Here is a 13,775-nt window from a genome sequence, read left to right on the forward strand (position 1 = left end):
GCTTATTGCGGTAAAATTAAAGTGAGAGAAGTCGAGTAAAAATAATTAAGATTGATGACAGAACTGCCAAAGGATCTCAACGAGGCGATCGCCCAATCGCGCAGTGCAACAGCCGCCGCCCTCTCGGACGGCAAAAATCTCCTGCAAGTCGAATTAGTATTTCCCGAAATAGCACTGCAAGCACAGTCTATCGCCCAACAATTTCTCCCAGAATTTGAGGAAATTCACTCTGGAGTCAAAGTCTTTTTTCCCGATACCGGTGCGGCGGCCCTCGCCCGTCGCGACTGGGGAGAAACACTGTTTAAAGTGACTGATTTGGGTAGCAGCCGCACCCCTATTGAAGAGAAAATAGCACCGGAAGACGAACTGTTTTTGTTAGTGAATCCGGCGGCGGTAGAAGTGGCGCAAGTCGAAAAACTCTACTTAGCGACGGGGGGGCGTCCGGTAATTATACTCAACCCGCGACTCGAAGATGTTGCTACTATAGGGATAGGCTATGCAGCCCGCCAATTGCGCGATCGATTCCTCAACAAAATCGAATCCTCCTACTACATCAGGCCCCTAGACAATGCGGCTTTATTCCGCTGTTACCCGCAACCCTGGCAAGTTTGGCTGGAAACAAATGACGAATACGAACTAATTTCTGAAACCGCCCAAAAACCCGTCGGAGACGATTTAGAGCGGATTTTAAATAAAGCTTTGGGAACCGTCGATCCAAATTCCAACGCACCTGTTAAACCGCTAAAAAAGAAAAGTTTTTTGGCAGAACTTCAGACTTTTCTCAAAGCTTTGACTCAGTGAGATTTGTTAACGCTCGATCGTGGTATTGTAGGGTGCGTCAGCTAGGATTATTTGTGATTTATATAGATAGATCTTGACTGACGCACCCTACATAAGTGAGTTATTTTCGAGTTGATTTATCGACAAATAACTGTCGAGTAAACCTCAAATCTAAAATCTCAAACTCGTACTGAGCGAAGTCGAAGTATCTAAAATCTCAAACTCGTACTGAGCGAAGTCGAAGTATCTAAAATAGATTGACTCAGTAATAACAGTTGCAGAAACCCAATGAAAAGCTTGCCAGTTTTGCTATCTGTAGCAAGACAAACAGATATTAGGGAAAATTACTGAATCTCGATCGCAAGGACTATAATGGGTGAGACCCCTCCTCCCTAAAGAATGAAGGAAATAGCATCAAAATCAGATGGTATAAGCAAGTAATTGGGGTTTTGAGTCAGGGAAGCGGATAAACACAGTGGAGTACCGACGCATTGTTATCGGGGACGTACACGGGCATTACGACGGCTTAATGCTCTTGCTAGAGGCACTTGCCCCGAGCTTGAAGGATCGCGTTTATTTTTTGGGAGATTTAATCGATCGCGGGCCCAAAAGCGCTCAGGTATTAGATTTTGTGCAGCACAGCCCCTACCAAACTCTGCTGGGAAACCACGAACAACTAATGCTGGAGGCTTTGTCGGGGCCGCAGGTGGATATGCGGGCGTGGCAATTTTGGATGTACAGTGGCGGGGAGGCGACAGTCGCCAGCTACAAAGAGACAGGGATGATGCCGTACAAACACTTAGATTGGCTGCGATCGCTCCCTACGTACATTGACTTAGGCGATATCTGGCTGGTACACGCGGGCGTGCATCCGGCTATGCCAATTAACGAACAGTCTAGCGAACAACTGTGCTGGATTCGCAAAGAATTTCACACGATATCCAAACCGTATTTTCCCAACAAATTAATTATTACCGGTCACACGATCACTTTTACCTTTGAGGGTGTGAGGCCTGGGGAATTAGTCAGGGGCCAAGGGTGGTTGGATATTGACACGGGTGCTTATCATCCCAAAAGCGGCTGGCTGACTGGATTTGACCTCAACTACCGCAGAGTTTATCAAGTAAATGTGTTTAACAATCAAGTCCGAATTGTGCCGTTTGACGAAGTTGTCCGACAATTGAAGCCACAGATTACATTCCCGAAAAGTCAGATTAACCCTGTTGTTCAGCAGCAGGGTTAAATTAAGTTGTAGGGTGCGTTAGTTTGAGTTCGATCGACAAAATCGAAATTCACTTGTTTCTAACGCACTCTACCAAATAGATTTGTTTTTTAACGAACCGCGAAGACGCAAAGATCGCTAAGTAAGAAAAGAAAAGAAAAGAAAAGAAAAGAGAACAAAAGAAAAGAGAAGAGTTCGCCTTTGACAATTAGAGAATTGCTAGGAAGATCGCAATAGTCGGTCAATTTCCAGCTTGTAAGCCGCATTATTCAAACCTTCACCGCTAGCCAGATCCGGATCGATCGCCCCATTGATGGCAGCAATCCGATCGCTCGTAGCCGGGTGAGTGCTCAAAATACTCGGTGGAGAAGACTGATTGAGCAACTTTTTCATAAAATCAACCATCCCAGATTGAGCGTAGCCCGCTCGCCCCATAGTTTCCAATCCCAACTGATCCGCCTCGTACTCAGCTTGGCGGCTGTGGGGGCGGCGCAAAGCCAACTCCACGCCAATCTGCACCGCCGCAGAGCGATCGAGCCCAGTCGCCGAAGCTACACCAGAGGCGATCGCCATTTGACGCATTTGTTTAATCGAGTGGCGAGCACTAATATGCCCGATTTCGTGGGCCATAACACTGGCTAATTCCGCTTCATTATCCGCCGCCGCCATCAAACCCTTATTCACATAAACAAAACCGCCCATAGTCGCAAAAGCATTAATATTGTCGTCATCAATCACCTGAAAAGTATAAGGAATATTAGGGCGAGTGCTTTGCTCTGCCAGCCGCTGACCGATGCGGTTGATATATGCTGTAGCAGCGCGATCGCGGTAAATTTTTACTTCTCCCCCCGCCAACTGCTGATTGATTTGTCCGCCAACAGTCACCTCCTGGCGATCGGACATATTCGACAGTTGAATAACTTGAATCCCCCGAAAAATCAGTTCCGGCAAAGAAAACGCCTGTGTTGGTTCCGGGGAAACCACCCAGATACCCGCAGTCACAATCAGCGACAGAAACAGATAAATCCCCCGGCCACAAGTATGCCGGCAAGTCAACCAAAAACTTTTGAACATAATTGATAAGTGTTAAAGGAAGTCATTAGTCATTGGTCATTAGTCATTAGTCATTGGTCATTAGTCATTAGTCATTGGTCATTAGTCATCAGTTATTAGTGCTGTCCCCCCCGAGCTTTCCGTCCCACCTCATCAGGAAGATGGAAGATGGCTATAAGGGCGAAGCTGAGCGGGTGAAAAGATGAAAGATGGAGATAAGACGGCGGTTGAAACCGGATTTACAACAACAAAGTCCCTCTCTAAGAGACTGAAGAAAATAATGTAATTTCAACCGTCCGTTCTTCAACCGGCGTCGGCAGGTTTTGTTTGACTTTCTGGCGGTTGAAACCGCCCGGTATTCTTTTTTTTTTACGAAAAATTCAAAAGTCACTAAATCGGCAGACGAAATAGAACGCTGCTTAGTTGCTATTTTAACTTGTTGCCAAATTTTAACCACTCTCCCCATCTCCCCACTCTCCCCCTCTTCCCCATCACCCCATCACCCCTCACCGACTCTGTAAGTCCTGCGGATTTTGGGCGATCGTTGTGGTAATATCTTTTGGCTTGTACAGATACTCCTGTCGCTGTCCGTTTATAGGCGATTTATGAAAATTTTAGATTCTCAAGGCCGGCTGTTCGGCAAACTCAGCATTCTAGACGTATGTGCCGCAATGATTGTGCTGCTAGTTGCAGTCGGCATCTTCTTTTTTCCCGGCACATCGGGCGGTTCCGTCGCCCAAGTCGGCGGCGCTAGTGTTAAATCTGTAGAGATTGATGCAATTGCGATCGGACTCAAAGGCACGAACTTCCCAGAGTTGTTCAAAGCTGGCGATAAAATCAACGTAGTTATCCGCAACCAGCCCGCCGGTCAGATTACGATCAAATCCGTCAAAACTATCACCAGAACCCTCGCAGTTCCCCAGCCCAACGGTACTCTCAAAGCTCTCCCCGATCCCCGAGAAGAAGAATCCTTCAGCAGAAATATGATGTTTACCCTAGAAGGAAAAGGTCAAATTACTGACAACGGCCCGGTTTTAGGAAATACGAAGGTTAAAATTGGCACTACCCTAGAACTTGAAGGCAAAAAATACATTTTCAATGCCAGCGTCATCGACGTGCGAGTCAAAGAATAGTCATTAGTCATTAGTCATTAGTCATTAGTCATTAGTCATTAGCATTTCGAGTTCTCCTATGAGGTTCTGTCGGCTTCCGCGCGCATACCTCACAACGCGATCGAACCGCTATAATAGGGAAGGGGGGAAGAGGGAATTCATATTTCTTCTTCCCCCCTTCCGTCTTCCGTCTTCCGTCTTCCGTCTTCCTTCTTTCTTCTTCCTGATGACTTTGTACGGAAAGCTCGGAGGCGACAGCACTAATGACTGATGACTAATGACTAATGACTAATGACTAATGACTAATGACTTCTTCACCCTTGAGAAAGCACCCTTAAATATTGTCGAATTAAGCCAACAGTCACAGCCGGAATTTCCAACTGCGGAGTCAAACCCACATTTTCCAGAGATTGAAAAACTTTGATTGCTTCGGGGTTGAGATTGGCCAATCGCTGGCCGATATCCGGGCTGGTAAACTGCGATTTTTCTCCCCAAATAATCGCTGTCGGCGTTGTTAGCTGAGTGATGTACAGCGACAAATCAAAGCACAAATCTCCCCGCACAAAAGACAGGGCGGCATATTCTGCATTTGGTTCTAAGGCAGATTCGAGGTAAGCATCGACAATTTCTTGGTAGACGCGGCGCGAATCGGCAAATTGGCGCTGTTCTAAGAAGCTGCGAATCCCGCCGTCTGTGGCGATGGCCGTACTGTAGAGCAAACGGTCTAAAATTGGCGTGTTGACTAGCTTAGCGAAGAAACTGCTGCCGTAATCCTGTCCGAAGTCCGACAAACCGCTTGGTGTTGTCAAAATAAGCGATTTGAACAGATCCGGGCGGGCGATCGCCGCTCGAATCGCGATCGCCCCTGTCAGCGAAGAAGCGATCGCATCCGTCGGACTGTCGCAAGTTTTTTCCAGAAATTCAATCAAAGTTGTGATATAGTCTTCGACTTGATAATTTCTCGGCGGATGTTCCGATCGCCCCCAACCGATTAAATCCGGTGCTAAAATTCGATATTCCGCTGCAAAAGCCGGATAAACTTTCGACCATTCGTAGGCACTAGACCCGCCCCCAAAACCGTGGAAAAATACCAAATTCGGTTTGTTTTCAGATGCCGGGGCAGACAATTCGAGCCCAGGCATTTTTTCAGCAGTGTAGTATACCATTCTGCCGAGAGAAGTAACTATCGATCGCTGACCGAAGCCGAGGGGCATAAGCATAAGTAAACCTCAATCGCTATTAGATTTTAGATTTTCCTCCGCAGCCGGGCCTCAATTTAAAAAAGTTGCAAAGCTAGCGGAGTTTTTGTAAAGATTAAGTATTGATTTCAATCTATTTTAGTACAAATCAAGCCTGAAACTACGGACAGCAACTAAGTTGTGCGATTTTGGGGACTTTTGCCCTGTAGTTATCTTCACCCTTGCTTGCCTACCGTCGATCGGAGATAATAGCAAAATGATGGGTAAGACCCCTCAAAAGCACCGAGTCGGTTCGCCAAGCTCGAAAGCAGGAGTATTCGATTTCGCTTTTAAACCGACCGCTGGTTTGCTGCCGTGAGCCAATCAAGAATAATTAATTACCATATTTTGCGGAGCAGTCGATTTTGAGGTTGAAAGTCCTTGTTAGAGGCGATCGGTTTTCGATTCCGGCGTTGCAGGTTTGGCAATTTCCCGCCTCGCCACTATCAATTCCCAAACACCAGAAACAACCAATTTCAGGGAGATTTACTAAAAATGCAACTGCTCAGGAAACGGGATCGCGAGGGTTTTATGGTTGACGCACAGAGTCTTCGATCGGACGGGTTTGCAGAATTTGATACAGCCTGTCGAAGCATGGATTTAAACGGCAAAAAGTCTTTAGTCGCCATTCCCGAACGATCGGGCGCTGGGCCAGACGTGCGATCGCGCGCCACGGTACCGGCGATCGTCCGCCTAGCTTTAGAAGATTTGAAATGCTTTGAAGTAGTAGAACACCAGTTTGCACATTGGGGGGTGACTTTTAGCAATGCTGTCGCCATCCAACCTTCAAACCCAGCATTTTTCACCAGTTTTGGGAGAACAGTGCTAATGGGAGCGCCAAAAAGCGGATTGATAGAAGTAACTTTCAAGCATCCTGTTCGCAGCGTGTCAGGACTTGTCACCAGTTCGCGGCGAACTGTTTTATCGGCTTGCGACATTGACGGACACCCAATTGTTCAGGATGAAATGCCTGCACCGAATCTGGTAGGCTCTAATTCTCCGATCGCCCCTAGCACACCCCTGCGTGTCAAAGCTCCGAATATTCATCGAATTACTTTTTATGCTTTTGACGGTCAGCTAATAGTCGATGACTTTATTTTTGGATTTTGAACTGGTGCTATAGGTATCATCCCAAGTCTGCAAACCTTCGAGAAGGGCATTGCGGACTAAAGCTTCCGGTTCTTGACTCAGCATCAGGCGAAAGCACTCGGCAGCACGGGTTAGGGCTATCCTGTTCCTTGGCTTGGCGGGCTGATTTTTGACAAAACTCCGATGGCAAAACCCACCGTTATTTACCAAATCGGTCATTTGCCGCACTGCAATCAAACGCTTCACGGGGTCAGCATCGGTCAAATCTGCCAGGATGCGATCGACCGTGGCTTCATCTTTTGAGGCTCCCATACTCAGCGCTTGCCGCAGCAGCAGCCCTGCAATGGCGATCGTGCCAAAGTTTTGCAAAATCAGGCTCGCAGCCATCCAGTGGCTGCTTGAGTCCGCCCAAATCGCCAAACTCATGTAAGCGCCCAAGGTAGCAATGCCGCCGGTGCCCGCTGCTAAAATAAACCGACGGTTCGGGCTATCCCAAAATTGCTCGACTTGCGATCGCAGCCATTGCCACTCCCGCGACTCTCCTCGGTAAACCAGCATCATGGCTGCGATTCCGAGCCCTGTCGAAAACAGTAACTGACTGTTCGACAACGCCCAAATTGCTGCCAGGGTGATAACTGTCAGCCAACCTTTCGATCGAGTCAAACGATCTAGCAACCACTTGACAAAGCCGATAGAACCCACAGGCGATCGGGCCCGATCGGTCTTGGCCTCAGCCCGGAAATATCTTGTTTGGGCAGTCTCTGGGAATCCTCTAGAGCGATCGTCCAGACTGAGTTCTCTCAAACCTCGCGCATCAGTGATATCCTCAGACAGGTCGAGGGGGGGGAGCTGACTGAGTTGCCAAGTGCGATCGGATATTTGCACTGGCGATCTATTCAGCTTGGTTGTAGTTTTTTTAACTTGATTCATAGTAACTTTTTTGATAAGTAACTTACATTTATCCCGGCGTTTTTAGCACGGATTCAAATGCTCGGAAAACAAGACTCTGACACTAGACTTGAGTTGCACTCAATAGCAGACAATATTGAACGATCTGCGTCGGTCGGTGTCGATCCGGTTGAAATCTGGCGTTAACCGATCGAATATTGATGCAATCTTGGTCTCCTTTATGATATCATCGGAAATTAAAACCCGTCGTGGTGAACACCTCAACTGCGCTGAATTCCCAGCCATCATTACAAAAAATCCAGCAATTGCAGATTGTTAAAAAAAGTACGAATACAGGTCAACAGCGAATATTTCTGACTCACTTTTGAGACAGTGCGGGCGATCGCACCGCGCCGCGGGCCGACAAGCAGTCTCCCAAAAAATACGCGACGCAAATTTAGCCTTTGGGGCCTGGGCCCGAGAAATCGTCGCTGTGCCCGGATGTCCAATCGGGCTGTGTTCGCAGGTTGAGCGTTTGGATCGACAGCCGCAGGTGAAACCCCAGAATTGCAACAGTCTTGTGGGAAAACCCATAGCAGGATCGTTCCTAAACTGCTAAGATTTTTGAATAAGAATCCGAAAAAATCAAGTCTGGTAAATTAGCCGTAATTCTAGTATGGGGCAGGAAGCGTCGCGCCCGATCGCCAACCAACCCCGATATCTCGATATTACGGTCGATCGACCGTAATAATGATAGCATCCAAGCCGCTTCCCCTGGTTCCAGCCCGTAAACCTGCAGCGCCAAAACCGACTGCAGCAGCTTGTACCGGCAAGGGCGGAAGCAGGAGAAATATAGACTGCAAGACCAGACTCAGGCCCAAGTTCTGCTTCAAATTGTGTCTGCAAGGGTTAGGCTAGTGAAGAAAAGAAAATAATAGTTGCGATCGAGACTTCATCAGTCTACGTTGTAATTTCTTATCCTGTCGTCAAGCTCAACAGTTTTAGATTCTCTGGCAAACGAAATGCTTGACACCGATCGTGCAAAACTCGACAGTCAAAGAACAGAGGTTTGACGGCAAAGCCCTTACCAATATGTAAACATTTTACCGATGGCTCGCCGGAGTAATCTTGCAGGAAAACCCATGTCTAGTATGCAAAACCAATTCACGGTTCACTTCTGGGGCGTTAGAGGTAGCATAGCCTCTCCCGGAGCCGAAACAGTACGTTACGGGGGCAACACACCCTGTATAGAAATGCGAGTGGGTGAGAGCCGCCTAATTTTTGATGGCGGTACTGGATTGCGGGTTTTGGGACAAACTCTCCTGTCGCAGATGCCCGTAGAAGCTCATATGTTTTTTACTCACTCCCACTGGGATCACATTCAAGGATTCCCATTTTTTGTCCCCGCTTTTCTTAAGGGTAATTGTTTTCACATCTATGGGGCAGTGGCTCCTAATAAGGCTACGATCCAGCAGCGGCTAAACGACCAGATGCTTCACCCCAATTTTCCCGTGCCTCTGCAAATTATGGGGGCCGACCTGAAATTTAACGATATAGAAGTGGGCAAACCGCTGGAAATCGGAGACATCAAGGTGGAAACTGCTTTGTTGAACCATCCGGGGGAAGCTATGGGCTACCGGGTGAACTGGCGGGGCTATGCGGCGGCTTACGTGACTGATACCGAACATTTTCCCGATCGTTTAGACGAAAATGTGCTGTATTTGGCTCGGGATGCTGAGGTGCTGATCTACGATGCTACTTATACTGATGAGGAGTATTATGCGGAAAAGTCTAGCAGGGTTGGCTGGGGACATTCGACTTGGCAGGAAGCGGTGAAGGTGGCAAAGGCTGCTAATGTCAAGAAGCTGGTGATTTTTCACCACGACCCGCTACACAATGACGAGTTTTTAGACAAGGTGGGAGAGCAGGTGGCTCAAAGGTTCCCGAACAGTTTGATGGCCCGGGAAGGTTTGTCGTTACAGTTGCTGCCTCCGGGTGAGATATCTGAAGAAGTCGGTGCAAGCGCCTAAAGTGCTTGTCTGAGGGATTTGAGATTGGCCTGCAAGTTCTGAAATCTTGAGGTCGGAAATTTCAAAGTTATGGCTGACCTTACTTACCTAAAGACGAGCTACGAGACTCTCGCAGCGCGAGAGTCAATTCTGGCGTTGCTGATTCACGGTATGAATCAACTTTTCTAGGGAGTTACAAAATTCACCATACTTGGCTTATAGCAATTGGGAGATCTTGAATTCATACCTATATTCAGCAACGCCTCAATTCTTTAATCTTTAATCTCAAATCTACGCTTCGATCGCACGCGGGCTAATTATGTCAAAATGTAAAGCGTGTTGCTAACTTCTTCCTGTACCGCTGCTCTGACTCCAACTGCCGTTGCCTTGGGAAACTTTGATGGTTTGCACCTAGGGCACCGACAAGTCGTGCAGCCAATTTTAAATCGATCGCCTAAATCAAATTCTGCGACTGTTTCGGTGTCGGCGCAATCCTCGCGCTCAAACCCTGGCCAAGATGCAAATTTGGAAAGCAAACCTCCGGCAAGCTGGGATAACGACTCAGCAGCACCGCCCGATACAGCCGACAGCGGCCTTAATTTCAATGGTTCGATCGCCCTCGGTCAGGCTGTGGGTAACAGCTTCTGTGGGATCGATTCTAATGGGGTCGATCGGCTTTACAGCACTGTAGTGACATTCGATCCGCACCCGCAAGAATTTTTTACAGGTAAACCCAGAAAACTGCTGACACCTCTGGCCCAAAAGGTAGAATTGCTCGCAGCAATGGGTGTTGAACAACTGGTACTGCTGCCGTTCGATCGAGAACTGGCGGCCTTGACTGCTGACGAGTTTGTCGAAAAAATTCTGGTGCGACAACTGCAAGCGAGTCGAATTAGCGTGGGGGTTGATTTTCGGTTCGGGCGGGGACGCGCGGGGACGGCTGTGGATTTGCAGTCGATCGCCTCTGGTTACGGTATTGATGTTGCTCTTGTACCGCTGCATAATTGCGGTGAGGGCGATCGGATCAGCAGTTCTGCCATCCGAGAAGGTCTGGCATCCGGCGACCTCAGAAAAGCCAATCAGTTGCTGGGCAGACCCTACACTTTAGTCGGGACTGTGGTTGGAGGACAGCGACTCGGCAGGACGATCGGATTTCCTACTGCTAATATCGAACTGCCGCCGGAAAAATTTTTGCCACGTTTTGGCGTGTACGCGGTGCGAGTCTCGGTGAAGCATGGATGGGAAAAGATGAATGAGGAAAGTTCTTCCTATCAGCAGGAAAATCCCAAATCTCTAATTCCCGGCACAGCATCAAATTTATCTTTTGTCAATGGGGTGATGAATGTTGGCTGCCGCCCGACAGTAGACGGCCTACAACCCACTGTGGAAGTTCACCTGTTAGATTGGTCTGGGGATTTGTACGGTCAAACCTTGAGTGCGAGTTTGGTAGAGTTTTTGCGACCCGAACAAAAATTCGCTTCTCTGGAATCTCTCAAAACTCAAATTCAGGCAGATTGCGATATTGCTAGAAGCCTCTTAACTGCTAAAGTCTAATAATTATGTGATCTAGAACAGGCGATCGCTTTTAAAAATGGTGCAAGATGAGTCAGACTAAATTCTAGTTGTACAAATACGAAGTCCGCAAGGCAAAGACTCAAGATTTTGGCAATCTTGATATCTTTTCAACAATTAGCAATTAGCAATTCGCAATTAACAATTAGAAATCAGGGATATGAGACAACATATTGAGCGGCTCAAACAAAATCTAGGCAAAACTATTGTTGGCAAAGCCGATGCTATTCGCTTGGTGCTGGTAGCCGTGCTTTCGGGCGGGCACGCGCTGCTGGAAGACGTGCCTGGTGTAGGAAAAACTCTGCTGGCGAAGTCTTTGGCGCGATCGATCGATGGGAAGTTTCAGCGGATTCAGTGCACTCCCGATTTGTTGCCGACGGATATCACTGGTACTAATATTTGGAATCCCCGCAGCGGAGAGTTTGAATTTTTGCCCGGGCCAGTTTTTGCTAATGTTTTGCTTGCTGATGAAATCAACCGGGCGACACCGCGAACTCAGTCAGCTTTGCTGGAAGTGATGGAAGAAAAGCAGGTGACAGTAGACGGAATTTCTCGGAGTGTTCCGGCACCGTTTTTTGTGATTGCTACTCAAAACCCGATCGAATATCAAGGCACTTTTCCGCTACCGGAAGCGCAGATGGATCGGTTTACTTTGTCTTTGACTTTGGGCTATCCCGAAGCGTTGGAAGAGTTGCAAATGTTGGAACGGCTGTCTGATACTTTTGCAGTTGAGGATTTGCAGCCTTGTATTTCTTTATCTGAGGTGCAGGAATTGCGCCGCTTGTGTGCTGCGGTGAAGGTAGAAGGCTCTTTGAAGCAGTATATTGTTGATTTGGTGCGATCGACCCGCGAGGATGAAGAGATTACTCTGGGAGTGAGTCCCCGGGGTGCGGTGGCTTTACACCGGGCCTCCCAGGCTTTGGCGTTTATTTCCGGGCGGGATTATGTTACCCCGGATGATGTGAAGGATTTGGCACCGCACGTACTTTCTCACCGGTTGATTCCGGCGGGCGGAAGGAGGGCTAAGGCGATTGTTGATAAGTTGTTGAAATCTGTTCCTATTCCTTAAAAAGTTACAAATCCTCGATCGGATCATCGATCGGAGACGGCGGTTGAAACCGATCCTATACAAACAATGTCCGCCGGACGCCGACTAAAGAGAAGACGGCGGTTAAAACCGCCTGGTATTTTTATCTTATAATGATTGTTCAATAGATCCTTGAAACAGCGCTACTAATTTTTTGGCTTCTAAATCGACATTGTGTTGTTTAGCTACCCGTTCTGCTCCTGTTTTCCCCATTTCTTCTAGCTTTTCTAAAGGTGATTCCAATGCTGCGCGCATCGCCACCGCTAATGCTTCTACGGAACCGGGAGGAACTAACCAACCGCAAACACCGGGTTCTACGAGTTCCGGGATGCCAGCAACATAGGTGCTAATTACGGGCCGATTGAGAGCGAGGGCTTCCATAATTACGACGGGCAAACCTTCAGCAAAACTAGGCAATACCATTGCCCGTGAAGCTAAAATTTCTTGCTGAACTCGATCGCCACTGGCCCAGCCGGTAATTTCTATATGGTTTTGCAGATTTAGTTGTGCAATCTGCTGTTCAATTTCAGCTCGCAGCGGCCCGTCTCCAACAAATACCAATTTAAACTCCAAGCCTTGAACTGCTAACTTGCTAGCAGCTTCTAGCAATAACAAATGACCTTTTTGTTCGCTGAGGCGGCCAATGCAAGCTAAGCGCGGTGCTGCGGGTATCGGGACGTAGGGTGCAGCTAAAAATGCAGCATCTACGCCGCAGTGTATGACGTGGATTTTTGACCAAAAAGTGCGATCGCACCACCGAAAAAGCTGACTTTTACCGAAGGAACTAACTGCTGCTACAAAGGTCGATCGTTTAATTTTTTCGTCTAAGGAAAGAAGAGTCGCTTTATCAAATTCTTCAGGGCCGTGAACGGTGAAACTGTAAGTCGGGCCGCCCAGCACGCGGCACAGCATGGCAACAGTTGTGGAATTTGTCCCGAAGTGAGCGTGAACGTGTTCTGTACCGGATTCTGCAAACCAATTTAAAAGAATGCAAGCTTCTGCTAAATAAGCTAGATGCAGCAAAATCCCCCGTTCCGAGTGCCAGCCAACTTGGAACATTAACCGCACAGCTTCGATGAATCGAATTGGTCTAGTTGCGGCAACGCGCAGCAAACCCCACGCTAACCCCTGTACACCAACTCCTAAGATTACTTTAGTCAATTCTTGCTCTAGTTTGTCGGCCTCATCAACGAGTTCTGATTCGCAGGATCGGATCGAAAAACGTGCGATTTTTATGCCGCATTTTTCCACTGCGAGTATTTCTCTGCGGACAAAGCTGTGGCTGACTTTGGGGTATTGGTTGACTAGATAGGCGATGTTCATGAACGGGGAGAAAATTTTATGGTAAAACTTAGATTAGTTTAGCCTTTGGCTGCATTCCCTGGGCAACAAATTTAGCTGATTTGTTGAGCTTATTTGAGCAGGGGCGGAGGGCGATCGCTTTTGGTGGGATGGGGGAAGTGACAGCGGGGCGATCGCTATTTCGGTCAGAGCAAATCAATCCACACATTTTACATTTTTAATACAATAGTCAGGACTGTTTTTAGGTAGTAGTCACAAACCCTTGATTTTCCCGCAAGCAGTTCGCTCGCCATGAAAGCCTTTTTTTAGGGCTCACAATCAAAAACTCTTTCAAGCGTTTTTATATGCAAAGCACTCCCAATCAGATTGAACAACTCCCAGATTGCCTGAATAATTGGTAATTATTCAACGTGCAATTCCATC

General features: G+C 47.7%; 12 protein-coding genes. 7 read left to right on the plus strand and 5 right to left on the minus strand.

The window, feature by feature from the left end; all coding sequences use genetic code 11:
* The first annotated feature begins 54 nt into the window (after positions 1-54).
* On the plus strand, positions 55-801 hold the full coding sequence (locus QUA01_RS15250) for a DUF1995 family protein (RefSeq protein WP_333090475.1): 747 nt from the start codon (positions 55-57) through the stop codon (positions 799-801).
* Between the two features lie 454 nt (positions 802-1,255).
* Positions 1,256-2,023 (plus strand): metallophosphoesterase family protein, encoded by a 768-nt coding sequence (locus tag QUA01_RS15255; RefSeq protein ID WP_194069461.1) that lies wholly within the window; start codon positions 1,256-1,258, stop codon positions 2,021-2,023.
* Positions 2,024-2,221: 198 nt separating this feature from the next.
* Here the strand turns inward: QUA01_RS15255 and QUA01_RS15260 are convergent, their stop codons facing one another.
* Both QUA01_RS15260 and QUA01_RS15265 read right to left on the minus strand, forming a co-directional pair.
* Positions 2,222-3,076 carry a M48 family metallopeptidase gene (locus tag QUA01_RS15260; RefSeq protein WP_333090476.1) on the minus strand — a complete coding sequence of 285 codons (855 nt, stop codon included), beginning with the start codon at positions 3,074-3,076 and terminating at the stop codon, positions 2,222-2,224.
* Positions 3,077-3,227: 151 nt separating this feature from the next.
* Positions 3,228-3,512 carry a hypothetical protein gene (locus QUA01_RS15265; RefSeq protein ID WP_333090479.1) on the minus strand — a complete coding sequence of 95 codons (285 nt, stop codon included), beginning with the start codon at positions 3,510-3,512 and terminating at the stop codon, positions 3,228-3,230.
* A gap of 148 nt (positions 3,513-3,660) precedes the next feature.
* Between QUA01_RS15265 and QUA01_RS15270 the strand changes: the two genes are divergently transcribed.
* Positions 3,661-4,188, plus strand: coding sequence for a DUF4330 domain-containing protein (locus tag QUA01_RS15270; RefSeq protein ID WP_194011245.1), 528 nt, complete (start codon positions 3,661-3,663; stop codon positions 4,186-4,188).
* 293 nt (positions 4,189-4,481) lie between these two features.
* On the opposite strand, the gene QUA01_RS15275 is transcribed toward QUA01_RS15270, so the two are convergent.
* Positions 4,482-5,387, minus strand: a complete 906-nt coding sequence (locus QUA01_RS15275; protein WP_333090481.1) for an alpha/beta fold hydrolase — start codon at positions 5,385-5,387, stop codon at positions 4,482-4,484.
* Positions 5,388-5,900: 513 nt separating this feature from the next.
* On the opposite strand from QUA01_RS15275, the gene QUA01_RS15280 reads away from it, so the two are divergent.
* Positions 5,901-6,515: a hypothetical protein gene (locus QUA01_RS15280; protein ID WP_333090483.1), complete on the plus strand. Its 615-nt coding sequence runs from the start codon at positions 5,901-5,903 to the stop codon at positions 6,513-6,515.
* On the opposite strand, the gene QUA01_RS15285 is transcribed toward QUA01_RS15280, so the two are convergent.
* Positions 6,483-7,424 carry a hypothetical protein gene (locus tag QUA01_RS15285; RefSeq protein WP_333090485.1) on the minus strand — a complete coding sequence of 314 codons (942 nt, stop codon included), beginning with the start codon at positions 7,422-7,424 and terminating at the stop codon, positions 6,483-6,485. The two genes, QUA01_RS15280 and QUA01_RS15285, sit on opposite strands and share 33 nt — an antisense overlap.
* Positions 7,425-8,524: 1,100 nt before the next feature.
* Here QUA01_RS15285 and QUA01_RS15290 point away from each other — a divergent pair.
* From QUA01_RS15290 to QUA01_RS15300, 3 genes are all read left to right on the plus strand, one after another.
* Positions 8,525-9,412 carry an MBL fold metallo-hydrolase gene (locus QUA01_RS15290; protein ID WP_333090488.1) on the plus strand — a complete coding sequence of 296 codons (888 nt, stop codon included), beginning with the start codon at positions 8,525-8,527 and terminating at the stop codon, positions 9,410-9,412.
* Between the two features lie 315 nt (positions 9,413-9,727).
* Positions 9,728-10,945, plus strand: coding sequence for a bifunctional riboflavin kinase/FAD synthetase (locus QUA01_RS15295; protein WP_333090490.1), 1,218 nt, complete (start codon positions 9,728-9,730; stop codon positions 10,943-10,945).
* Between the two features lie 178 nt (positions 10,946-11,123).
* Entirely contained in the window at positions 11,124-12,032 is a 909-nt protein-coding gene (locus QUA01_RS15300) for an AAA family ATPase (RefSeq protein ID WP_333090492.1), read from the plus strand.
* A gap of 126 nt (positions 12,033-12,158) precedes the next feature.
* On the opposite strand, the gene QUA01_RS15305 is transcribed toward QUA01_RS15300, so the two are convergent.
* A complete protein-coding gene (locus tag QUA01_RS15305; protein WP_333090494.1) occupies positions 12,159-13,373 on the minus strand; it encodes a glycosyltransferase in 1,215 nt (404 codons plus the stop codon).
* Positions 13,374-13,775: the final 402 nt, after the last annotated feature.

The sequence above is a fragment of the Microcoleus sp. S36a_B3 genome (assembly GCF_036700745.1).
GTDB lineage: Bacteria > Cyanobacteriota > Cyanobacteriia > Cyanobacteriales > Microcoleaceae > Microcoleus.